Below are 22801 nucleotides of genomic sequence, written 5' to 3'. Positions count from 1 at the left end.
CTTCACGCCGTGACGGGGGCGGGTTCCGGCACGGGCCGCGTCTCGGGCAGCAGGGCGAAGCAGCCCAGGCTCAGCAGGGCCACGGCCGTCAGATAGGCCGCGACGCCCCACGGAGTGCCCTCGCCGTGCGCCACCGCCGTCGCCACGATCGGGGTGAGCGCGCCGCCGAGCACCCCGCCGAGGTTGTAGCCCACCGCGGCGCCCGTGCAGCGCACCCGCGGCTCGTACAGCTCGGGCAGATACGCGGCGATCACGGCGAACATCGTGATGAACGCGATCATCGCCACCAGGAAACCGAGGAACATCAGCAGCGGCTCGCCGGTCGCGAGCAGCGCGATCATCGGGAACATCCAGAGCGCGCAGAGCGCACACCCCAGCAGGCACAGGGGCCGCCGTCCGTACCGGTCACCGAGCATCGCGGCCACGGGCGTCAGCGCGCCCTTCACCACGACCGCCGCCATGATGCAGGCGAGCATGACCGTACGGCTCACGTCGAGCCGCTCCACCGCGTAGGCGAGGGACCACGTCGTCACGGCGTAGAACACGGCGTACCCGACGGCGAGCGCGCCCGCCGTGAGCAGGACGAGCCGCCAGTGGTCGCGCACCACTTCGGCGAGCGGCACGCGCGCGTGCTCCCGCAGTTCCAGGAAGCTCGGGCTCTCCGCGAGGGACGTGCGCAGCGCGAGCCCGGCCGCCGCGAGCACACCCGCCGCCCAGAACGGCACACGCCACCCCCAGGAGGCGAACTGCGCCTCGGTGAGGGTCGCCGAGAGGACCAGCATGATCCCGTTGGCGAGCAGAAACCCGAGCGGTGGCCCCATCTGCGGAAAGCTCGACCACAGGCCGCGCCGCTCGGCGGGTGCGTGCTCGGCGGTCAGGAGCACGGCCCCGCCCCACTCCCCGCCGAGCCCGAGCCCTTGGAGGAACCGCAGCACAAGGAGCAGCACCGGAGCGGCGACCCCGATCGACTCGTACGTGGGCACGCAGCCGACGGCGACCGTGGCGAGGCCCGTCAGGAGCAGCGAGCCGACGAGGACGGGCCGCCGCCCGCGCCGGTCACCGATGTGCCCGAAGAGGACGGACCCGAGGGGCCGCGCCACGAAGCCCACTCCGAATGTCGCGAAGGCGGCGAGAGTTCCCGCGAGCGGCGAGAAAGTCGGAAAGAAGAGGGGCCCGAGCACGAGGGCGGCGGCCGTCCCGTAGATGAAGAAGTCGTAGAACTCGATGGCGGTCCCGGCGAGCGAGGCGGCCGCGAGCCGGGGCAGGGAGGGTGCCTTGGTGGGGGCCTCGGCGGGGGAGTGGATCTTACGCATGTCGCGTCAACTACCCACCGTGACGGCCGGTCACGGGGGCGTGCGGAGGCGCGGAGTGATCCCTCAGTACGCTGACGGCATGACGCGCACTCTTGCCAACGCCCCGATCATGATCTTGAACGGCCCCAACCTGAACCTCCTCGGTCAGCGCCAGCCCGAGATCTACGGCTCCGACACCCTCGCCGACGTCGAGGCGCTGTGCGCCAAGGCGGCGGCCGCGCACGGCGGCACCGTGGACCTGCGGCAGAGCAACCACGAGGGTCAGTTGGTGGACTGGATCCACGAGGCGCGCGAGCACCACGTGGGCATCGTCATCAACCCGGCGGCCTACTCACACACCTCGGTCGCGATCCTGGACGCGCTCAACACCTGTGACGGCATGCCGGTGTTGGAGGTCCACATCTCCAACATCCATCAGCGCGAGGCGTTCCGGCACCACTCGTACGTCTCCCAGCGCGCCGACGGCGTCATCGCGGGGTGCGGTGTGCAGGGGTACGCGTTCGCGGTGGAGCGGGTGGCCGCGCTGGTCGGCGCGGCCTGAGCCTCGTCCGCGTCAGGCCGGCGTGGGCGGCTCACCAGCCCCGCTGACGCCACTCGGCCAGATGCGGCCGCTCGGCGCCCAGCGACGTGTCGCCCCCATGGCCGGGATAGACCCAGGTCTCGTCGGGCAGCGTGCCGAAGATCTTCGTCTCGACGTCGTGCAACAGGCTCGCGAAGGCCTTCGGGTCCTTGTGCGTGTTGCCGACGCCGCCGGGGAAGAGGCAGTCGCCGGTGAAGACGTGCGGGTGGCCGTGCGGGTCGTCGTACACGAGGGCGATCGAGCCCGGCGTGTGGCCGACCAGATGGCGCACGGTGAGAGAGACGTGCCCGACGTTCACGGTGTCGCCGTCGATGAGCGGGATGTCCGTGGGTACGGGGATGCCGTCGACGTCCTCGCGGCCCGCGTAGGTACGGGCGCCGGTCGCCTCGACGACCGCGGCGAGGGCCTGCCAGTGGTCGCCGTGCTGATGGGTGGTGACGACGGACGTGATGCCGTCGTCACCGATCAGCGTGAGCAGCGTGGGAGCGTCGTTCGCCGCGTCGATCAGGAGCTGCTCGTCCGTGGCCCGGCAGCGCAGCAGATAGGCGTTGTTGTCCATCGGGCCGACCGCGACCTTGGAGATCATCAGGTCCTGCAGCTCGTGCACGTCCGCCCCGCCGCCGACCTTCACTGCTCCGCTGTACGTCATGTTCCTCAGCCTATAGCGGCGGCAGGGAGGGCAGGAGGCCGCCTTCGGTGGTCAGCGCGGAGCCGTCCCGGCGGCCGGAGAGCCAGCCGACCACGTCCGGTGCGGGGCCGGAAACCGTGACCTCGGGATCGCCGTCCCGGCCGGTGCTCCACGCGTGCGTGCCGTCCGTCACCCGCGTCGGGGGCACATCGGGGTGCCCCGAGAAACGGGCGGCCAGGAACGCGATCTCCCGTTGCACGAACTCCTCGGGGAGGTCTTCGAGCTCGTACCCGATCCCCAGGTCCACGTGGTGCAGCTCGACCTCGACCCACCGCCGGAACGGCACCCGGGACGCGGAGTCGGTCACGCCGTTGCGCAGCTCGACGGTGCGGGACCAGTCGGAGGGGATCGTGCCCGCGGCCTCGAAGCGCTCGGCGGACTCGCGTACGTCCGTGAGCTGCTCGGTCAGGGGCCGGGGCGCGTCACGCTCGATGTCGTTGTCGCGTGCGTCACCACTGATGTACATGGGCTGCCCGGCCAGCACATTGACGAGCGCGTCCGCGTTGCGGGCGATGTGAGCCAGGACATGACCGCGGGTCCAGCCCGGCAGCCGTGACGGCTCGGCGGTCGAATCGTTGTTCAGTTTCGCGGCTGCGGTGAGCAGCCGGTCGGTCGCGTCACGTACAGACGCCAGGTCGCGCACATGATCAATCATGCGCCCGACGATAGCCGCGCCACCCGTTCGGGTGAAGGTCTCGGAGCGGCACCGCTAATCGAATGCACGTGCTATATGGTCGAGTGCGGCATCGGGCATTCTTGGTGGTCCGGGTTTGTTATCAACCAGGGCAACCGCCCCGGCGTTGTCAGTGGCTCGCCCTAGTCTGCGAATGACGGGGGTCCCGCCCCTGTCACTTCTCTCAAGAAAGGTGCGGACCGGCGTGGCCGACCGTCTCATCGTCCGTGGCGCGCGCGAGCACAATCTCAAGAACGTCTCGCTCGACCTCCCGCGCGACTCCCTCATCGTCTTCACCGGGCTCTCCGGGTCGGGCAAGTCCTCGCTCGCGTTCGACACGATCTTCGCCGAGGGCCAGCGGCGGTACGTGGAGTCGCTGTCCTCGTACGCCCGGCAGTTCCTCGGTCAGATGGACAAGCCGGACGTCGACTTCATCGAGGGCCTCTCGCCCGCGGTCTCCATCGACCAGAAGTCGACCTCGCGCAACCCGCGCTCCACGGTCGGCACGATCACCGAGGTCTACGACTACCTTCGCCTGCTCTTCGCGCGCATCGGCAAGCCGCACTGTCCCGAGTGCGGGCGCCCCATCGCCCGGCAGTCGCCGCAGGCCATCGTCGACAAGGTCCTGGAGCTGCCCGAGGGCAGCCGCTTCCAGGTCCTCTCGCCGCTGGTGCGCGAGCGCAAGGGTGAGTTCGTCGACCTCTTCGCCGACCTCCAGACCAAGGGCTACAGCCGCGCGCGGGTCGACGGCGAGACGATCCAGCTCTCCGAGCCGCCCACGCTGAAGAAGCAGGAGAAGCACACCATCGAGGTGGTCATCGACCGTCTCACGGTGAAGGACTCCGCCAAGCGCCGCCTGACCGACTCCGTGGAGACCGCGCTCGGTCTCGCCGGAGGCATGGTCGTACTCGACTTCGTCGACCTCCCCGAGGACGACCCCGAGCGCGAGCGCATGTACTCGGAGCACCTGTACTGCGCGTACGACGACCTGTCCTTCGAGGAGCTCGAGCCGCGCTCCTTCTCCTTCAACTCGCCCTTCGGCGCCTGCCCGGACTGCACCGGCATCGGCACGCGCATGGAGGTCGACCCCGAGCTGATCGTCCCGGACGAGGACAAGTCGCTCGACGAGGGCGCCATCCACCCCTGGTCGCACGGCCACACCAAGGAGTACTTCGGCCGGCTCGTCGGCGCGCTCGCCGATGCCCTCGGCTTCTCCACCGACATGCCCTGGGCCGGCCTCCCGCAGCGCGCCAGGAAGGCCCTCCTGAACGGCCACAAGACGCAGATCGAGGTGCGCTACCGCAACCGGTACGGCCGCGAGCGGGTCTACACCACCGCGTTCGAAGGCGCCGTCCCCTTCGTCAAGCGCCGGCACAGCGAGGCCGAGAGCGATGCGAGCCGCGAGCGCTTCGAGGGCTACATGCGCGAGGTGCCGTGCCCCACCTGTGAGGGCACGCGTCTCAAGCCGATCGTCCTGGCCGTCTCGGTCATGGGGAAGTCCATCGCCGAGGTCTCGGCGATGTCCATCAGCGACTGCGCGGATTTCCTCGCCGAGCTGCGGCTTGGCGCCCGCGACAAGAAGATCGCCGAGCGCGTCCTGAAGGAGGTCAACGAACGGCTGCGCTTCCTGGTCGACGTCGGCCTGGACTATCTCTCCCTGAACCGCGCGGCGGGCACCCTCTCCGGAGGCGAGGCCCAGCGCATCCGCCTGGCCACGCAGATCGGCTCGGGCCTCGTCGGAGTCCTGTACGTACTGGACGAGCCCTCCATCGGCCTGCACCAGCGCGACAACCACCGCCTGATCGAGACCCTCGTGCGCCTGCGCGACATGGGCAACACGCTCATCGTCGTCGAGCACGACGAGGACACCATCAAGGTCGCCGACTGGGTCGTGGACATCGGCCCCGGCGCGGGCGAGCACGGCGGCAAGGTCGTGCACAGCGGCTCCATGAAGGAGCTGCTGACCAACTCCAAGTCGATCACCGGCCAGTATCTGTCGGGCAAGCGGTCCATCCCGGTGCCGGACATCCGCCGCCCGGCGGACCCCACCCGTCAGCTGACGGTGCACGGCGCCCGGGAGAACAACCTCCAGGACATCGACGTCTCCTTCCCGCTCGGCGTCCTCACCGCCGTCACGGGTGTCTCGGGCTCCGGCAAGTCGACGCTGGTCAACGACATCCTCTACACGCACCTGGCGCGCGAGCTGAACGGCGCCCGGTCCGTCCCCGGACGGCACACGCGCGTGGAGGGTGACGACCTCGTCGACAAGGTCGTGCACGTCGACCAGTCGCCCATCGGCCGCACGCCCCGGTCGAACCCGGCGACGTACACCGGAGTCTTCGACCACGTCCGCCGGCTGTTCGCGGAGACGATGGAGGCGAAGGTCCGGGGCTATCTCCCCGGCCGCTTCTCCTTCAACGTCAAGGGCGGTCGCTGCGAGAACTGCTCCGGCGACGGCACGATCAAGATCGAGATGAACTTCCTGCCGGATGTGTACGTCCCCTGCGAGGTCTGCCACGGGGCGCGCTACAACCGCGAGACGCTGGACGTCCACTACAAGGGCAAGTCCATCGCCGAGGTCCTGGACATGCCGATCGAGGAAGCGCTCGACTTCTTCGAGGCGGTGCCGGCCATCTCCCGCCACCTGCGCACGCTCAACGACGTGGGCCTCGGGTACGTCAGGCTCGGCCAGTCCGCGCCGACGCTCTCCGGCGGTGAGGCCCAGCGCGTGAAGCTGGCATCCGAGCTACAGAAGCGCTCGACGGGCCGGACCGTCTACGTCCTGGACGAGCCGACCACTGGTCTGCACTTCGAGGACATCAGCAAGCTGATCTCGGTCCTGTCCGGCCTCGTCGACAAGGGCAACACGGTCATCGTCATCGAGCACAACCTCGATGTCATCAAGACCGCGGACTGGGTCGTCGACATGGGCCCCGAGGGTGGCAACGGCGGCGGTCTTGTCGTCGCCGAGGGCACGCCCGAGGAGGTCGCCGGAATCACGACGAGCCACACGGGCAAGTTCCTGCGGGACATCCTCGCGACGGACCGGATCACTGACGGGGCCTCGCAGGGGCGTAAGCGGGCGGTCTCCTCGGCGGCGAAGAAGTCGACGGCGGCCAAGGCCACGGCCAAGACGGCTACCGCGAAGAAGGCGGCTTCCAAGGCTCCGGTCAAGAAGGCCGCCGCGAAGACAGCGACGGCCAAGAAGGCCCCGGCCAAGAAGGCCACCAGGGCTCGTAAGGCCTGATGCAGCCGGGCGGATCCGCGGGTCCGCTGTGGCTGAGCGCGCAGTTCCCCGCGCCCCTTCGGGGCGACGGCAACGGGCCGCCGGACAAGTTCCCTTGTCCGGCGGCCCGTTCGCGTGTTCGTCTTGGCGGCATGCCCGTACGCAGCGAACGCCAAGGTCCCGTCACCACGATCGTGCTGTCACGGCCCGATGTGCGCAACGCCGTCGACGGGCCCACGGCACTGGCCCTCGCCGACGCGTTCCGTGCCTTCGACGCGGACCCTGACGCGTCCGTCGCCGTGCTCTGGGGCGAGGGCGGCACCTTCTGTGCCGGAGCCGACCTCAAGGCCATCGGAACCCCGGCCGGGAACGAGGTGACCGAGAAGGGCGACGGGCCCATGGGACCGACCCGCATGCGTCTGGCCAAGCCCGTCATCGCCGCGATCTCCGGACACGCGGTCGCCGGAGGCCTGGAGCTCGCCCTCTGGTGTGACTTGCGGGTCGCCGACGAGGACGCCGTCCTGGGAGTCTTCTGCCGCCGCTGGGGCGTCCCGCTCATCGACGGCGGGACGGTGCGGCTGCCCCGGCTCATCGGCGAGAGCCGGGCCATGGACCTGGTGCTCACCGGCCGCCCCGTCCCCGCGGCGGAGGCGCTCGCGATGGGCCTGGTCAACCGGACCGTACCGCCGGGCACCTCCCGCGCCGCGGCCGAGCGTCTCGCCGCGGAGATCGCCGCGTTCCCGCAGACCTGCCTGCGCAACGACCGGCTCTCCGTACGGGAGCAGAGCGGTCTGACCGAGGAGGACGCGATGGCGGGCGAACTCCGCCACGGCCTGCGGTCCCTCGCCGAGGCGGCGGACGGCGCGGCCAGGTTCGCCGCGGGGGAGGGGCGGCACGGCGCGTTCACGGAATCCTGAGACCCCGGCTCACTCCTGGGGTGCGGCGGACTCGGCGGGCTCCAGGAACTGCATGTCCAGCTGGATCTTCACCACGTCGCCGAGCAGTCCGGCGCCGAAGTCGAGACCGTAGTCACTGCGCTTGATCTCCCCGGTCGCCTCGAACCCCGCATGGCGTCGGGCGTCCCCGGGGAACGCCTGGAGCCCGCCGAACTCGACGGCGAGGGTGACGGGCCGCGTGACGTCACCGATGGTCAGTTCGCCCTCCAGGGTCCAGTCGTCCTCCTTGCCGAGCACCCGCGTCGAGCGGAACGTCATCGTGGGGCGGCGCTCCACGTCGAGGAGGTCCGGCGCGCGGACGTGGGCGTCGCGGTCCTTGTTGCCGGTGTCGACGGACGCCAGGGCGATGGTCGCCGTCACCGATGAGGTCTCGGCGCTCTCACCCACGACAAGTCCGGCCGTCACCTCCGTGAACCGGCCCCGCACCTTCGAGATCCCGAGGTGGCGGATGGTGAAGTTGACGGCGGAGTGGAGCGGGTCGATCTCCCAGCTCCCGGCGGGGAGGGGAAGCGCGGTCGTGGCGGGGGCGGTACTCGTGTCGGAAGTCATGCCGTCCACGATGCGAGGCCGACGGCACCCGAGGAAGGCCGAGCCGAGACTGGTAGTGACAGGGCCACGATCCGGCCCGGTGCCGGCTGGTACGTTCGGCCGGTGAGCGACAACGAGCTCGGCACCTTCCTGCGCACCTGCCGCGAAGCGGTCACGCCCGCCGAAGTAGGGCTGCCCACCGGCCCCCGGCGCCGCACGCCGGGCCTGCGCCGCTCCGAGGTCGCCACGCTCGCCGGCGTCAGCGTCGAGTACCTCGCCCGCCTCGAACAGGGCCGCGACCGTCACCCGTCCCCGCAGGTGATGGGCGCGCTCGCGGACGCCCTGCGGCTCTCCGTCGAGGAACGCCTCCACCTGCGCCGCCTGGAGAAGGAGACGAGCGGCGACCCCTGCTGCCCGACGGCCGGCGCCGCGCCCTCCCGGTCGGTGCGCCCCACCGTGCGGGCGCTCATCGACCGCCTTGAACCCACACCGGCCGTCCTGTTGAACCGGCTCGGCGACGTCCTCGCGTACACCTCGGGCTACGAGCGGATCGTCGGGCCCATCGGCCTCCTCGACGACGAGCGGCCCAACCTCATCCGGTTCCTGTTCACCGACGAGCGGGCCCGCGCCGCCTACCCCGAGTGGGACCGGGTCGCCGACGAGCAGGTCGCCTCGCTCCGGACCGGGTCCCTGCTCAACGACTCCCATGCCGAGGGATTCGCCGACGAGTTGACGGTCATAGCCGGTGCGCCGTTCGCCGACCGGATGGCGGCGGTGCCGCGGCTGCCCCGGTCCACCGGGGTCGAACGCATGACACACCCGGAGGTCGGAGCGCTACGGCTGTCGTACGAGACGCTGACGCTGCCCGACGCCGACGGCCAGCGCCTGATCGTCCGCCTCCCGTCCGACGAAGCGACGACGGCGGCACTCGACCGCCTCAACGGCCGCAAGCCGGGGGGTTTGCGTGCGGTGACGGGCTGAAAGCCGGTGCTCAACTAGCGGTTGGTGCGGGGCAGTTGAGGCTCACCCCAGCTCCTTCGCGTACGGAGGCTCCGCGCCCGGGCGGGAGACGGTCACGGCTGCCGCGCGTGCCGCGAAGCGCAGGACGTCGCTCCAGCTGTCCGCGCCGAGGGTGGCCAGGGACTTGGCGGACAACGCGTCCCGTGCGGAAAGTGCGTGCAGCAGCGCCGCGTTGACCGTGTCGCCCGCGCCGATGGTGTCCACCACGTCGACCCGCTCGCCCGGCACCGACCACTCGTCGCCGTTCCGAGTGAAGACGGTGAGGCCCTCGCCGCCGCGCGTGATCACCACCGCTCCGGGGCCGGACGCGAGCCACTCGCGCGGCGTGCCACCGAGCCAACTCGCGTCGTCCTCCGAGAGCTTGAGCAACGAGACCGACGGCAGCCAGCTCCTGAACCGGGCCCGGTAGGCGTCGGCGTCCGGAATCAGGCCCGCCCGGATGTTGGGATCGAGCACCGTGCAGACACCCTGTGCCGCCGCCCGACGCATCAGCGACTCGTACGCGCTCGCGCCCGGTTCCAGGACGAGCGAGCACGTACCGAACGACATCGCCCGTACGTCGTCGGGCAGCCGCTCCGGGGCCGTGAAGAGCCGGTCCGCCGTGCCATCGACGTAGAAGGAGTAACCGGCGGAGCCGTCCGCGCCGATCGAGGCGACCGCGAGCGTCGTCGGCTCGGCGCCCCGCTGGACGTACGAGACGTCGACATCCGCGGCGCGCAGTCCGGCGACCAGCGCGTCACCGAACGCGTCCGTCGAGACACGGGACCAGAAGGCCGCGGGAGAGCCGAGCCGGCCGAGGGCCACCGCGGTGTTGTACGGACCGCCGCCGAGCCGTGGGGCGAGCGCGGGCAGCCCGGCGTCGGCGGGGCCCTGCGGTACGAGGTCGATCAGGGCCTCTCCTGCGACGACTATCACGGGCGGTTCCTCTCGGCTCAGCGGTCGCGGTTCCGCGGCCATGACTCAGCGGTCGTGCTCCCGGCTCTGGCCACAGGCTAGGGCTTCCCGGCGGCCCCGGCCCGGTACGGGCGGCACTCGGGCACGGCCGCGCCCAACGCGGGCAAGCGGCACCCCACCGGTATGGTCTGATCCGTCACTGAAGCGACTGACCTGTGGAGATTCCATGCCCGGCACGCCGCCCCCCGCCCGCCGTACCGTGCTGCGCGCCGCTGCCCTCGCCCCGGCCGCCGGCCTGGGGATCACGGCCTGCTCCTCCGGTGGCGGCGACGGCGGGAGCTCCACCCGGTCGACGCCGACCGCGCCCGTGGACCTCGGCAAGTCCGACGACGTGAAGGTCGGCGCGTCGAAGCTCTACACCGGTGAGAACGTCGTCGTGAGCCGCATCTCGGACGACGAGTACAAGGCGTTCAGCACGATCTGCACGCACGAGAAATGCCCCATCAACAAACTGGAGGGGCACAAGCTCATCTGCCCCTGCCACGGCAGCCAGTTCGACGCCACGAACGGCAAGGTGCTGCACGCCCCCGCCACCAGGCCGCTGGAGGAGTTGCCGGTGAAGGTGGAGGACGGGAAGATCGTCGCGGGCTGAGCACCGACGCGACCCTTCACCGCACGTCCCACTTCCGGACGCGTCACTCCCAGTCCCACGCGATCCCCAGGATCCCCGCCCGCACCTGCGGCTCCACGAGGTGCACCGACCGATGGCTGCCGCTCAGCGTCAGCTCCTGGCGCCCGCCGCGCGGCGCGGCTGCCGAATGCTGGGTGAAGCGGTGGCAGCGTACGGGCAGCGCCGCCTCGTCGAAGCGCACCTGGAGCGCGTACTGCCCGCCCGCGAAGGTGAAGCCGCGGAAGTACTCGGTGGCCGCCCCCGCCGTGCCGTCCTCGAAGCCGTAGCGGAACAGATGCGTGTCGCCCGCGCGCAGCCGCGCGTCGAAGAGCAGCTCGGCGACGAGCACCCCCGTCTCCCGGTGCCACCGCACACGTCCCGTGCGGCAGTTCTCCAGGGCGTGCACGCCGACGCGTTCCGGTACGCAGCCGGGGTCGCCGTGGTAGATCGCGAGGTAGCGGTCCACGGCGTCCCGGTGGGCGCGCACGGCGTGCTGCGAGTCGCGGCCGAGCAGCTCGCGGCGCCCGCCGATGCGCACCCGCTCGTGGTGGCCGATGGTGTGCAGACCGCCGTCGAGCGGCGACCCGAGCTCGGTGATCAGCTGCTGGACGACGTCGGACGCATCGAGGAGGGAGCGGTAGGTGCGGGCGGCGGGGCGTTCGCAGTCCGGGTGGCCGGAGGGCTTGGCGAGCAGCCGGATCAGTGACTCCTCGGGGAGTTCGAGGATCTCCTCCAGAGCGCGCACGGCCCGGAGCGATTCGGTGCGCTGGGGGCGCCGCGCGCCCTGCTGCCAGTAACTCAGGCTCGTCACACCGACGTTGACGCCTTGCCGCGCGAGATGATGCCGTACGCGTTGCAGGGGCAGGCGGCGTGCGGCGATCGCGGCCCGCAGCGCCACGTGAAAGGGGCCGGTGCGCAGGGCGGCCTCCAGGTCCGCAGGCGCGCCGTCCGCGAGCTGTGTGCCGTGCCGCATCGCAAGACCCTTCCGTGAACGTTCACATCGGCCGTCCGGGCGTACGCGCCGGTCGGGGTGGGCCACCAGGTGGGCGTACGAGGGGTGTTCACATCCGTACGCCGCCGTTCACGGCCCAAGTAATCTCGCATTGAACCTTGTTGACCTGCACCCGACAACACTCGATGCTCAATCGCAGCGTCCGGACGCGCTCCTCCACCACCCCACCCCCCTCGGGAGGAACGCGATGCGCCATAGAACCAGCAGGTACGGCGGACGCAGACGGTTGTCCGCGCTCGCCCTCGTGGCGGCGGCCCTGGTCGCCGCGCCGGCGGCCACCGCCACCGCCACGGCTGCCCCGGCTGCTGCCACGGCCGCCCCGGCCACTGCCGCGGTCGCCTCCGACGACCCGTCCGCTCTCGCCGCCAAGCGGCTGAACATCACGATGCAGGCGCAGGAGAAGACCAACTGGTGCTGGGCCGCGGCCGGGAACACGATCGCCACCTTCTACGGCAAGAGGTACAGCCAGAACCAGTTCTGCAACGCCTCCTTCGGTCGCAACCAGAACACCGAGTGCCCCAACTCGCAGGCCACGCTCGGCGATGTGCAGAACGGTCTGGACTGGGCCGGCGTCAACGCCGGTTCGTACGTCAACGGCTGGCTGCGCTATCCGACCGTGCAGGCCGAGATCAACGCGGGCCGCCCGGTCGAGACGCGCATCCAGTGGTCCAACGGCGGCGGCCACATGCACGTCCTCTACGGGTACGACGACGCGAGCAGCTGGGTCTACTGGGGTGACCCGTGGCCCTCCAGCGGTCGCTACAACTGGGCCTCGCACAGTTGGTACGTCAACAACAACACCTTCTCCTGGACCCACTCGCTGTACCGGATCGGGGCGTGAGCGCGATGAACCGTCACTTTCCCCGTCCTGTGCTGAGGGCCGTGCTCGCCGGCTCGGCGGCCACCCTGCTCCTCGGCCTCGCGGCGCCGTCCGCCGGCGCGGACTCCGGGCCTTCGGACGCCGCACGTGAGGCGGCTCACGATGCCGCGGCAGCCCCCAGGACCCTCGACACGCTCTCCCGCTTCTTCGCCCGCGAGGGGGCGGTCAGCAAGGCCGCGGCGGACCCGCGCGTGCAGGGCTCCGATGCCGTTCCCGTGCGCTATCTCTCCCCGGAGTTCGTCGCCGGCGAGAAGGGTGCGCCGATCGCCCGCGTGGAGTTCCTCGCCAGCAAGGCGGTCTCGTCGGACGGACAGGAGGCCTCCCTGTGGACCGTGCGGCAGGGCGGGTCCTGGCAGGTGGTGAACATCGCCACCGGGGACGACGAGACGCACTACGCGCGCGTGGGCGCCGACAAGCTCCCCGGGGGCACCGTTTTCCACGAGCCGCAGATCAATGCCTGGTACGTGGCGGGGCGGGGGCGGGTGCTGCCGCTCGACGCGGACGCGGTGCGTGCCGTGGGCGCGGGCGGGGTCCCGGTCGCCGCCTATCAGAAGCGCGTGCACGCTGCGTACGCCGACAAGCTGCCGGGGTCTTCGTACGCGAAGTCCGGCGAGGCGGGGGGCTTCGCCCCGAAGGAGCGGACCCCTGGGCCCCCGGCGGCTTCGGCTCCGGCTCCGGCTCCCGCCGCTCGGGTCGCGGCTTCGGCTGAGGGACCCGTCACGGTGGCCTCCTCGGTGGCCGGAGCGGGAGCCCTGGCCGCCCTCGGCCTCACCGGGGTGGCCGTCCTGCGCCGCCGCACCCGCCAGCACGGCTGACCTGCCCCCGGCCTCCGGCCGGGAGCTTCCCCACCCACCCGCCCTTCAGGGCGGGCGGGTGGGTCCAAGCGGCACCCCCTCCGAACCCTGACTGTCAGCCCCCGCCAGTAGGGTGTGGAGCATGGCAGACCCCTCCAGCTATCGCCCCAAGCCGGGACAGATCCCCGACTCGCCGGGGGTCTATCGGTTCCGCGACGAACACCGCCGGGTGATCTACGTAGGCAAGGCGAAAAGCCTGCGTCAGCGCCTGAACAGTTACTTCCAGGACCTCGCCAATCTGCATCCGCGTACGGCCACGATGGTGACGACCGCAGCGTCCGTCGAGTGGACGGTGGTCTCCACCGAGGTCGAGGCGTTGCAGCTGGAGTATTCCTGGATCAAGGAGTTCGACCCCCGGTTCAACGTCAAGTACCGCGACGACAAGAGCTATCCGTACCTCGCGGTGACGATGAACGAGGAGTTTCCGCGCGTCCAGGTGATGCGCGGCCACAAGAAGAAGGGCGTCCGCTACTTCGGGCCCTACGGCCACGCGTGGGCGATCCGCGACACCGTGGACCTCCTCCTGCGGGTCTTCCCCGTCCGCACCTGCTCGGCCGGGGTCTTCAAGAACGCCGAGCGCACCGGCCGCCCCTGCCTCCTCGGCTACATCGGCAAGTGCGCCGCGCCCTGCGTGGAGCGCGTCTCCCCGCAGGAGCACCGCGAACTGGCCGAGGACTTCTGCGAGTTCATGGCGGGCCGTACGGGCGCGTACATCCGCCGCGTCGAGCGGCAGATGGCGGACGCCGCCGAGGACATGGAGTACGAGAAGGCGGCCCGTCTCCGCGACGACGTCGGGGCCCTGAAGAAGGCCATGGAGAAGAGCGCCGTCGTCCTCGCCGACGCCACGGACGCCGACCTCATCGCGCTGGCCGAGGACGAGCTGGAGGCGGCCGTCCAGATCTTCCACGTCCGCGGCGGCCGCGTGCGCGGTCAGCGTGGCTGGGTCACCGACAAGGTCGAGGCGGTCACCAGCGGCGACCTCGTCGAGCACGCCCTCCAGCAGCTGTACGGGGAGGAGAGCGGCGACTCCGTACCGAAGGAAGTCCTCGTGCCCGCGCTGCCCGACCCGGTAGAGCCCGTCCAGGAGTGGCTCACCGAGCGCCGTGGTTCGAACGTCTCGCTGCGCATCCCGCAGCGCGGCGACAAGAAGGCGCTCATGGAGACCGTGGCGCGCAACGCCCAGCAGTCGCTCGTGCTGCACAAGACCAAGCGCGCATCCGACCTGACCACCCGCTCCCGCGCCCTGGAGGAGATCGCCGAGGCGCTCGAACTGGACAGCGCCCCCCTGCGCATCGAGTGCTACGACATCTCGCATCTGCAGGGTGACGACGTCGTGGCCTCGATGGTCGTCTTCGAGGACGGCCTCGCACGCAAGAGTGAGTACAGGCGCTTCCAGATCAAGGGCTTCGAGGGCCAGGACGACGTCCGCTCGATGCACGAGGTGCTCACGCGCCGCTTCAGGCGCTACCTCTCCGACAAGCAACAGACGGGCGAGTGGGACCCCAAGGAGACGGGCGCCGAGAGCGGAGACGTGGGCGGTGAGGTGAGCGCCGAGACGAACAGCCTCACCGAGGAGGACGGCCGGCCCAAGCGCTTCGCCTACCCGCCCCAGCTCGTCGTGGTCGACGGCGGCCAGCCGCAGGTCGCGGCAGCCCAGCGCGCCCTCGACGAGCTCGGCATCGACGACATCGCGGTGTGCGGCCTCGCCAAGCGCCTCGAAGAGGTCTGGGTGCCGGGCGACGACGACCCGGTGATCCTGCCGCGCACCAGCGAGGGGCTGTACCTTCTCCAGCGGGTACGCGACGAGGCGCACCGTTTCGCGATCACGTATCAGCGCGCCAAGCGGGCCAAGCGCTTCAAGGCCGGGCCCCTGGACGCCGTGCCGGGCCTGGGTGACGCCCGCAAGCAGGCGCTGATCAAGCACTTCGGTTCGGTGAAGAGGCTGCGATCCGCGACAATCGACCAGATCTGCGAGATTCCGGGCATAGGCCGCAAGACGGCCGAGGTGATCGTGGCGGCTCTCGCCGGAGCGGTTCCGGCCGGTCCCGCCGTGAACACGGCGACCGGAGAGATCATTGAAGACGAGGAGCCCGCGGGTGCGGGACCCTCCAGCGACAACGAGGAGCCCGCAGGCGCGGGACTCTCCAGCGACGACGAGGAGTCCGTGACCGCGGGCACCTCAGAAGAACGACGGGGGCAGGAGACATGACCGAGCACGACGAAGGCGGCGAGCAAGTGAGTACGGGCAGCACCATCACGCCGGGTGAGGCCGCCGAGACGGCGATCCCCGAGCTGGTGATCATCTCCGGCATGTCGGGAGCCGGACGCAGCACCGCGGCGAAGTGTCTGGAGGACCTCGGCTGGTTCGTCGTCGACAACCTGCCGCCCGCGCTGATCCCCACAATGGTGGAGCTCGGCGCCCGCTCGCAGGGGAACGTCGCCCGCATCGCGGTCGTCGTCGACGTGCGAGGCCGCCGCTTCTTCGACAATCTGCGCCAGTCCCTCGCGGACCTGGAGGCCAAGCACGTCACCCGGCGGATCGTCTTCCTGGAGTCCTCGGACGACGCCCTGGTGCGCCGCTTCGAGTCGGTCCGCCGCCCGCACCCGCTGCAGGGCGACGGCCGCATCGTCGACGGCATCGCGGCCGAGCGCGAGCTCCTGCGCGAGCTGCGCGGCGACGCCGACCTGGTGATCGACACCTCCAGCCTGAACGTGCACGAGCTGCGCGCCAAGATGGACGCCCAGTTCGCGGGCGACGAAGAGCCCGAGCTGCGGGCCACGGTCATGTCGTTCGGCTACAAGTACGGCCTGCCGGTCGACGCCGACCTCGTCGTGGACTGCCGCTTCCTGCCCAATCCGCACTGGGTGCCGGAGCTGCGCCCCTTCACGGGGCTGAACGAGGAGGTGTCCGGTTACGTCTTCAACCAGCCGGGCGCCAAGGAGTTCCTCGACCGGTACGCCGAGCTGCTCCAGCTCATCGCCGCGGGATACCGCCGCGAGGGCAAGCGTTACGTGACGATCGCGGTCGGCTGTACGGGCGGCAAGCACCGCTCCGTAGCCATGTCGGAGAAGCTCGCGGCGCGCCTCGTGTCCGAGGGCGTCGAGACCGTCCTCGTCCATCGGGACATGGGGCGAGAGTGAAGTCCTCCCTGCGGCTGAACCGTCTGGGCCGCAAGCGGGGCACTCAGCCCAAGGTCGTGGCGCTCGGCGGCGGGATGGGCCTGTCCGCCTCGCTCGCCGGTCTTCGCCGCATCACCGGTGACCTCACCGCCGTGGTCACCGTCGCCGACGACGGCGGCTCCAGCGGGCGGCTCCGCGACGAACTGGGCGTCCTGCCGCCCGGCGACCTGCGCAAGGCGCTCGCGGCCCTGTGCGGGGACGACGACTGGGGCCAGACCTGGGCCCGCGTCATCCAGCACCGCTTCCAGTCCAAGGGCGACCTGCACGAGCACGCGGTCGGCAATCTGCTGATCGTCGCCCTGTGGGAGCAGCTCGGCGACCACGTCCAGGCCCTCGACCTGGTCGGCAAGCTGCTCGGCGCGCACGGCCGCGTGCTGCCCATGTCGGCGGTGCCGCTGGAGCTCCAGGCCCTGGTCAAGGGGCACGACCCGCAGCGCCCGGACGAGGTGGACACGGTCCGGGGGCAGGCCACGGTGGCGCTCACCCCCGGTGAGGTGCAGTCCGTGCACGTCGTCCCGCACGACCCGCCGGCCGTCCCCGAGGCGGTCGCCGCCGTGCTCGACGCGGACTGGGTGGTGCTCGGCCCCGGCTCGTGGTTCTCCTCGGTGATCCCCCATCTGCTGGTGCCCGAACTGCTCGACGCGCTCATCGAGACGAAGGCCCGCAGGGTGCTCTCGCTCAACCTCGCGCCCCAACCCGGTGAAACCGATGGGTTCTCTCCGCAGCGTCATTTGGAGGTTTTGGCCCGACACGCCCCTAAACTCGCCCTGGACGTGGTGCTGGCCGACGACGCCGCCGTGCCCGACCGTGAGTCACTCACCGATGCCGCCAAGCGGCTCGGCGCCACGGTCGAGCTGGCGCCGGTGGCCAGGCACGATGGCACTCCGAGGCACGATCCGGAGCTCCTGGCCACCGCGTACGACCGTATTTTTCGGATGCATGGAAGGATCGGCCCATGGCGATGACGGCAGCGGTGAAGGACGAGATCTCCCGGCTTCCCGTCACCCGGACCTGCTGCAGGAAAGCAGAGGTCTCGGCCATCCTGCGGTTCGCGGGCGGCCTTCACCTGGTGAGCGGCCGCATCGTGATCGAGGCGGAGCTGGACACGGCGATGGCCGCGCGACGGCTGAAGCGGGACATTCTTGAGATCTTCGGGCACAGCTCGGAGCTGATCGTGATGGCGCCCGGCGGGCTGCGGCGCGGCTCGCGTTACGTCGTACGGGTGGTCGCGGGCGGTGATCAGCTGGCCCGGCAGACGGGTCTGGTGGACGGCCGGGGACGCCCCATCAGAGGGCTGCCGCCACAGGTGGTCTCGGGGGCCACCTGTGACGCCGAGGCCGCGTGGCGCGGGGCGTTCCTCGCGCACGGCTCGCTGACCGAGCCGGGGCGCTCCTCGTCCCTGGAGGTCACCTGCCCGGGCCCGGAGGCCGCCCTCGCCCTGGTCGGCGCCGCGCGCAGGCTGCAGATCGCGGCCAAGGCCCGTGAGGTGCGCGGCGTGGACCGCGTGGTCGTCCGGGACGGCGACGCGATCGGCGCCCTGCTGACCCGGCTCGGCGCCCACGAGTCGGTGCTCGCCTGGGAGGAGCGGCGGATGCGCCGCGAGGTGCGCGCCACCGCCAACCGCCTCGCCAACTTCGACGACGCCAACCTGCGCCGCTCGGCCCGCGCGGCCGTCGCCGCGGGCGCCCGTGTGCAGCGCGCCCTGGAGATCCTCGGCGAAGAGGTCCCCGAGCACCTCGCGGCGGCCGGACGGCTGCGCATGGAGCACAAGCAGGCCTCCCTGGAGGAGCTGGGCGCGCTCGCCGACCCGGCGCTGACGAAGGACGCGGTCGCGGGCCGCATCCGCCGGCTGCTCGCCATGGCGGACAAGCGGGCGCAGGACATGGGGATTCCGGGCACGGAGTCCAATCTGAGCGAGGAGCTCGCCGACAACATGGCGGTCTGACCGCTGTCGCCCGTCTTGTGAGCCGCCGGAGCCGTCGAGGCGCCGGCGGCTTTTCATATCGCTGTGCACTCCGCCCGACGGCGCGCGCCGACCTCGCGGCATATTGACATGATCATGAAGTGTCACGAGCCTGGCGTTCGCACACAAACGTGCCGGACAACCGCAAGGGGGACTCATGAGACGAAGAGAGAGATCCAAGAGATCCAGAGCCGGTTTCAGATCCGTCGTCGCCGCGGGCGCGCTGCTCGTCGGCGGTCTCGTCGCCGTGCCGCACGCCCAGGCCGACAGCGGGGCGAAGGCCCCGGCCGCCGACGACCCGGCGGCCGTGAAGGTCTACGAGGCCCAGGTCACCGAGAAGCAGATCCCGGTCCTCGTCGAGGCGGGCCAGGACGCGCACGAGCTGGCGGGCCGGACCCGCGAGCGCGGCACCGCCCGCGTCGAGGTCTACCTGACCGAGGCGCAGGCCAAGGGCGTCGAGCGGGAGGGAGTGAAGCTCACCGAGCAGAAGGTCTCCGCCGGTACGCAGCAGAAGCTCAAGGCCGCGGGGGACGGCGTGTACCGCCCGTACAGCGGCAAGGGCGGCCTCAAGGAGGAGATCGTCAAGACCGGGCAGGCCCACCCCGGCCTGACCAAGGTCGTCTCCATCGGCAAGACCCTCAAGGGCCAGGACATCCTCGCCCTGAAGCTCTCCAAGGGTGCGGCGAAGTCCAAGGACGGCTCCAAGCCCTCCACGCTCTACATGTCCAACCAGCACGCGCGCGAGTGGATCACCCCCGAGATGACCCGCCGCCTGATGCACCACTACCTCGACAACTACGGCAAGGACAAACGCGTCACCAAGCTCGTGAACTCCACCGAGCTGTGGTTCGTGCTCTCCGCCAACCCCGACGGCTACGACTTCACGCACGCCGCCGACGGCGACCGCCAGTGGCGCAAGAACCTCCGCGACATCGACGGCGACGGCAAGATCGCGGCAGGCGACGGCGTCGACCTCAACCGAAACTTCGCCTACAAGTGGGGCTATGACAACGAGGGTTCGTCCCCGAACCCGTCGTCCGAGACCTACCGCGGCACGGGCCCGATGTCCGAGCCCGAGACCAAGGCGATCGACCGCTTCCAAAAGCGCATCGGCTTCACGTACGGGATCAACTACCACTCCGCGGCCGAACTGCTCCTCTACGGAGTGGGCTGGCAGGTCGCCACGCCGACCCCGGACGACGTCCTCTACAAGGCGCTGAACGGCACCCCGGAGAAGCCCGCGGTCCCCGGCTACCACCCGCAGGTCGCATCGGAGCTCTACACCACCAACGGCGAGGCGGACGGCCACGCGGGCAACATCAACGGCATCTCGATGTTCACGCCGGAGATGTCCACCTGCCAGACGGCCTCCGCCATCGACCCGGACGACCCCTGGAAGCCCGAGGACTGCGCCTCCATCTTCACCTTCCCGGACGACGAGAAGCTGATCCAGCAGGAGTTCGCCAAGAACGTCCCGTTCGCGCTCGCCGTGGCCGAGACCGCACTCCACCCGGACCAGCCCGTCTCCGTCACCGGCATCGAGGCCCCGGATTTCACGCCGGACGCCTTCAAGGACTCGTACGCCCGTGGAGGGGACCAGGAAGTCGCCGTCACCGCCCGCAAGTCGGTGCGCGACAAGGAGCTCAACTACCGGATCAACGGCGGCCGTACGCACGACGAGAACCTCAAGGCCTGGAAGGGCGGCGAGACGTACGGCGGTGAGGACAACATCCACTTCGACCAGTACCGCGCCGAGGTCGAGGACGCGCGCGCGGGCGACAAGGTCGAGGTGTGGTTCAGCGGCCGCACCAAGAAGGGGCGCACGGAGAGCCCGCACTTCACGTACACCGTCACCGAGCGGGCCAAGGCCAACACCCTCGTCGTCGCCGAGGAAGGCGCTCCCGCGACGCAGGCCCAGAAGTACGTCGACGCCCTTAAGGCCAACGGCCGTTCCGCTGTGGTCTGGGACGTCGCCAAGCAGGGCGCCCCGCACCCGCTCGGCGTCCTGTCGCACTTCTCCGCGGTCGTGCACCACACCGGCGACCCGGTGCCGTCGGCGGCCACCCAACTCGCCCTGCGCGCCTACCTCAACGAGGGCGGCAAGCTGATCGAGTCCGGTGAACGCACGGGCGGCAACGTGGACCTCGGGGACGCGCTGACCGACGACTTCGCGCAGTACTACCTCGGCGCCTACGAACGTCTCTCCGCACCCGGCGCCACCAGCTTCACCGGCAGCGGCGCGCTGAACGGCGTAAAGACGCCGCTCGCCGCGGCCGAAGCCAACCCCCTGGACAAGGCGGGCCGTTACACCGTCACGTCCGACAACCTGCCCGTCGACGAGTTCCCGCAGTTCAAGAGCGCGGCGGCAGGCAGCTACCCCGGCCTCGCCAATCCGTACGCACCCTTCGAGGGCCAGGGCATGGCCTCGGCGTCCCACGCCGACCAGGACTGGAAGCGGCTGACCCGCACCATCGACCTGACCGGGGTCACGGCCGCGGACCAGCCGCAGCTGCGGTTCGCGCTCAACTGGAACCTGGAGACCGGCTACGACCACGGCGTGCTGGAGGCGCACACCACCGGCGCCGACGACTGGACGACGCTGCCGGACTCGAACGGCAACTCGTCCCAGGCGGTGCCCGCCGAGTGCGGAGCCGGGTTCTTCATCAACGGCCACCCGTTCCTGCGGCACTACCTGACGCAGTCGGCGGACGGCTGTGCGGCGTCCGGCACCAGCGGGGCCTGGAACAGCTTCACCGGGTCTTCCGGCGGCTGGAAGCCTGTCTCCTTCGACCTGAGCGCCTACGCGGGCAAGACGATCGAGGTCTCCCTCAGCTCCGTCACCGACCCCTCCAGCGGGGGCCGCGGACTGTTTGCCGACAACGCCCAGCTCGTGATACGGGGCAACGCCACGCAGACCGAGGGATTCGAGGCCTCACTGGGCACCTGGAGCGTCGCTCCGGCGCCCCCCGGAAGCCCCGGCATCACGGGTGACTGGGCCCGTACGGGAGAGCTCTACAAGCCCCATGCGGCCGTCACAGCGCGTGACAGCGTGCTGCTCGGCTTCGGGTTCGAGCATGTACCCGGAAACGCCGAACGGGCCGCTCTTATGGGCGCATCCCTTGCACATCTGCGCCGCTGACGCTGCGTAATCAGGACCGTGGTCCCGGTGGCTCGTGTTCCCTACTCGGGGGTACGGGCCACCGTGCCGTCCGGACCCCCTGTCGATGTCACCCAAAGGCCATCAGAGAGGTAGGGTCGGAGGCGGTCGGGGACATCCCATACAACTCGCCGGCGTCTGAAACCGGCGTACCAACGAGGAGATCGGTTCGTGACGATCCGCGTAGGCATCAACGGCTTCGGCCGCATCGGGCGCAACTACTTCCGGGCGCTGCTTGAGCAGGGTGCGGACATCGAGATCGTGGCTGTCAACGACCTGGGTGACACCGCGACTACGGCGCACCTCCTGAAGTACGACACCATCCTGGGCCGTCTCAAGGCCGAGGTGTCGCACACCGAGGACACCATCACGGTCGACAACCACACCATCAAGGTGCTGTCCGAGCGCAACCCCGCGGACATTCCGTGGGGCCAGCTGGGCGTCGACATCGTGATCGAGTCGACCGGCATCTTCACCAAGAAGGCCGACGCCGAGAAGCACATCGCCGGTGGCGCGAAGAAGGTCCTCATCTCGGCTCCGGCCAAGGACGAGGACATCACCATCGTGATGGGCGTCAACCAGGACAAGTACGACGCGGCCAACCACCACGTCATCTCGAACGCGTCCTGCACCACCAACTGTGTGGCGCCGATGGCGAAGGTTCTCGACGAGAACTTCGGCATCGTCAAGGGCCTGATGACGACGGTCCACGCGTACACCAACGACCAGCGCATCCTGGACTTCCCGCACTCGGACCTGCGTCGCGCCCGCGCCGCCGCCGAGAACATCATTCCGACCACGACCGGCGCCGCCAAGGCCACCGCTCTGGTCCTTCCGCAGCTCAAGGGCAAGCTCGACGGCATCGCGATGCGCGTCCCGGTCCCGACCGGCTCGGCCACCGACCTCGTCGTCGACCTCCAGCGCGAGGTCACCAAGGACGAGGTCAACGCCGCGTTCAAGAAGGCCGCCGACGACGGCGCCCTCAAGGGCATCCTGTTCTACACCGAGGACCCGATCGTCTCGTCGGACATCGTGAGCGACCCGGCCTCCTGCACCTTCGACTCCTCCCTGACCATGGTCCAGGAGGGCAAGACGGTGAAGATCCTCGGCTGGTACGACAACGAGTGGGGCTACTCCAACCGCCTCGTCGACCTCACGGTCTTCGTCGGCGGCCAGCTCTGATCACCAGAGCAGGCACCTCGATGTG

General features: G+C 70.4%; 19 protein-coding genes. 13 read left to right on the top strand and 6 right to left on the bottom strand.

Annotation, left to right across the window (positions count from 1 at the left end; genetic code table 11):
- Positions 1-2: 2 nt before the first annotated feature.
- Positions 3-1313, bottom strand: coding sequence for an MFS transporter (locus ABXJ52_RS08915; RefSeq protein WP_367040709.1), 1311 nt, complete (start codon positions 1311-1313; stop codon positions 3-5).
- A 79-nt stretch (positions 1314-1392) separates the two neighbouring features.
- Here ABXJ52_RS08915 and aroQ point away from each other — a divergent pair, with 79 nt between their 5' ends.
- Positions 1393-1854 (top strand): type II 3-dehydroquinate dehydratase, encoded by a 462-nt coding sequence (gene aroQ / locus ABXJ52_RS08910; RefSeq protein WP_367040707.1) that lies wholly within the window; start codon positions 1393-1395, stop codon positions 1852-1854.
- 31 nt (positions 1855-1885) lie between these two features.
- Here the strand turns inward: aroQ and ABXJ52_RS08905 are convergent, their stop codons facing one another.
- Complete coding sequence (locus ABXJ52_RS08905; RefSeq protein WP_367040706.1) at positions 1886-2542, bottom strand: MBL fold metallo-hydrolase; 657 nt, start codon at positions 2540-2542, stop codon at positions 1886-1888.
- 10 nt (positions 2543-2552) lie between these two features.
- Positions 2553-3236, bottom strand: coding sequence for a maleylpyruvate isomerase family mycothiol-dependent enzyme (locus ABXJ52_RS08900; protein ID WP_367040705.1), 684 nt, complete (start codon positions 3234-3236; stop codon positions 2553-2555).
- 223 nt (positions 3237-3459) lie between these two features.
- Here ABXJ52_RS08900 and uvrA point away from each other — a divergent pair, with 223 nt between their 5' ends.
- Together uvrA and ABXJ52_RS08890 are read left to right on the top strand one after the other, a co-directional pair.
- The gene (gene uvrA / locus ABXJ52_RS08895) at positions 3460-6501 is read left to right on the top strand and encodes an excinuclease ABC subunit UvrA (protein ID WP_367040704.1); all 3042 of its coding nucleotides are present in this window, start codon (positions 3460-3462) and stop codon (positions 6499-6501) included.
- 131 nt (positions 6502-6632) lie between these two features.
- The gene (locus ABXJ52_RS08890; RefSeq protein ID WP_367040702.1) at positions 6633-7397 is read left to right on the top strand and encodes a crotonase/enoyl-CoA hydratase family protein; all 765 of its coding nucleotides are present in this window, start codon (positions 6633-6635) and stop codon (positions 7395-7397) included.
- 9 nt (positions 7398-7406) lie between these two features.
- On the opposite strand, the gene ABXJ52_RS08885 is transcribed toward ABXJ52_RS08890, so the two are convergent.
- Positions 7407-7985, bottom strand: coding sequence for a YceI family protein (locus ABXJ52_RS08885; RefSeq protein WP_367040700.1), 579 nt, complete (start codon positions 7983-7985; stop codon positions 7407-7409).
- A 102-nt stretch (positions 7986-8087) separates the two neighbouring features.
- On the opposite strand from ABXJ52_RS08885, the gene ABXJ52_RS08880 reads away from it, so the two are divergent.
- Positions 8088-8945, top strand: a complete 858-nt coding sequence (locus ABXJ52_RS08880) for a helix-turn-helix transcriptional regulator (RefSeq protein WP_367040698.1) — start codon at positions 8088-8090, stop codon at positions 8943-8945.
- 42 nt (positions 8946-8987) lie between these two features.
- On the opposite strand, the gene ABXJ52_RS08875 is transcribed toward ABXJ52_RS08880, so the two are convergent.
- A complete protein-coding gene (locus ABXJ52_RS08875) occupies positions 8988-9899 on the bottom strand; it encodes a carbohydrate kinase (protein WP_367040696.1) in 912 nt (303 codons plus the stop codon).
- A gap of 205 nt (positions 9900-10104) precedes the next feature.
- Between ABXJ52_RS08875 and ABXJ52_RS08870 the strand changes: the two genes are divergently transcribed.
- Complete coding sequence (locus ABXJ52_RS08870; RefSeq protein ID WP_367040694.1) at positions 10105-10530, top strand: Rieske (2Fe-2S) protein; 426 nt, start codon at positions 10105-10107, stop codon at positions 10528-10530.
- Between the two features lie 43 nt (positions 10531-10573).
- Here ABXJ52_RS08870 and ABXJ52_RS08865 read toward each other — a convergent pair whose 3' ends face one another.
- Complete coding sequence (locus ABXJ52_RS08865; protein ID WP_367040692.1) at positions 10574-11521, bottom strand: hypothetical protein; 948 nt, start codon at positions 11519-11521, stop codon at positions 10574-10576.
- A 226-nt stretch (positions 11522-11747) separates the two neighbouring features.
- Here ABXJ52_RS08865 and ABXJ52_RS08860 point away from each other — a divergent pair, with 226 nt between their 5' ends.
- The 8 genes from ABXJ52_RS08860 (at position 11748) to gap (ending at position 22776) form a co-directional block, all read left to right on the top strand.
- A complete protein-coding gene (locus ABXJ52_RS08860; protein ID WP_367040690.1) occupies positions 11748-12401 on the top strand; it encodes a papain-like cysteine protease family protein in 654 nt (217 codons plus the stop codon).
- A gap of 5 nt (positions 12402-12406) precedes the next feature.
- Positions 12407-13255, top strand: a complete 849-nt coding sequence (locus tag ABXJ52_RS08855; RefSeq protein WP_367040688.1) for a hypothetical protein — start codon at positions 12407-12409, stop codon at positions 13253-13255.
- Between the two features lie 121 nt (positions 13256-13376).
- On the top strand, positions 13377-15503 hold the full coding sequence (gene uvrC, locus ABXJ52_RS08850) for an excinuclease ABC subunit UvrC (protein ID WP_367040686.1): 2127 nt from the start codon (positions 13377-13379) through the stop codon (positions 15501-15503).
- The gene (rapZ, locus tag ABXJ52_RS08845) at positions 15500-16435 is read left to right on the top strand and encodes an RNase adapter RapZ (RefSeq protein ID WP_367040684.1); all 936 of its coding nucleotides are present in this window, start codon (positions 15500-15502) and stop codon (positions 16433-16435) included. The genes uvrC and rapZ overlap by 4 nt, the downstream gene beginning before the upstream one ends.
- On the top strand, positions 16432-17439 hold the full coding sequence (gene yvcK / locus ABXJ52_RS08840) for a uridine diphosphate-N-acetylglucosamine-binding protein YvcK (RefSeq protein WP_367040683.1): 1008 nt from the start codon (positions 16432-16434) through the stop codon (positions 17437-17439). Before rapZ ends, yvcK begins: the two co-directional genes overlap by 4 nt.
- Positions 17430-18419 (top strand): DNA-binding protein WhiA, encoded by a 990-nt coding sequence (gene whiA, locus ABXJ52_RS08835; protein ID WP_367040681.1) that lies wholly within the window; start codon positions 17430-17432, stop codon positions 18417-18419. The genes yvcK and whiA overlap by 10 nt, the downstream gene beginning before the upstream one ends.
- A 175-nt stretch (positions 18420-18594) precedes the next feature.
- A complete protein-coding gene (locus ABXJ52_RS08830; RefSeq protein ID WP_367040680.1) occupies positions 18595-21576 on the top strand; it encodes a M14 family zinc carboxypeptidase in 2982 nt (993 codons plus the stop codon).
- Positions 21577-21765: 189 nt separating this feature from the next.
- The gene (gene gap / locus ABXJ52_RS08825) at positions 21766-22776 is read left to right on the top strand and encodes a type I glyceraldehyde-3-phosphate dehydrogenase (RefSeq protein WP_361188387.1); all 1011 of its coding nucleotides are present in this window, start codon (positions 21766-21768) and stop codon (positions 22774-22776) included.
- Positions 22777-22801: the final 25 nt, after the last annotated feature.

It is taken from the genome of Streptomyces sp. Je 1-332, assembly GCF_040730185.1.
Classification (GTDB): Bacteria; Actinomycetota; Actinomycetes; order Streptomycetales; family Streptomycetaceae; genus Streptomyces.
This window is presented reverse-complemented; position numbering and strand designations above follow the sequence as displayed.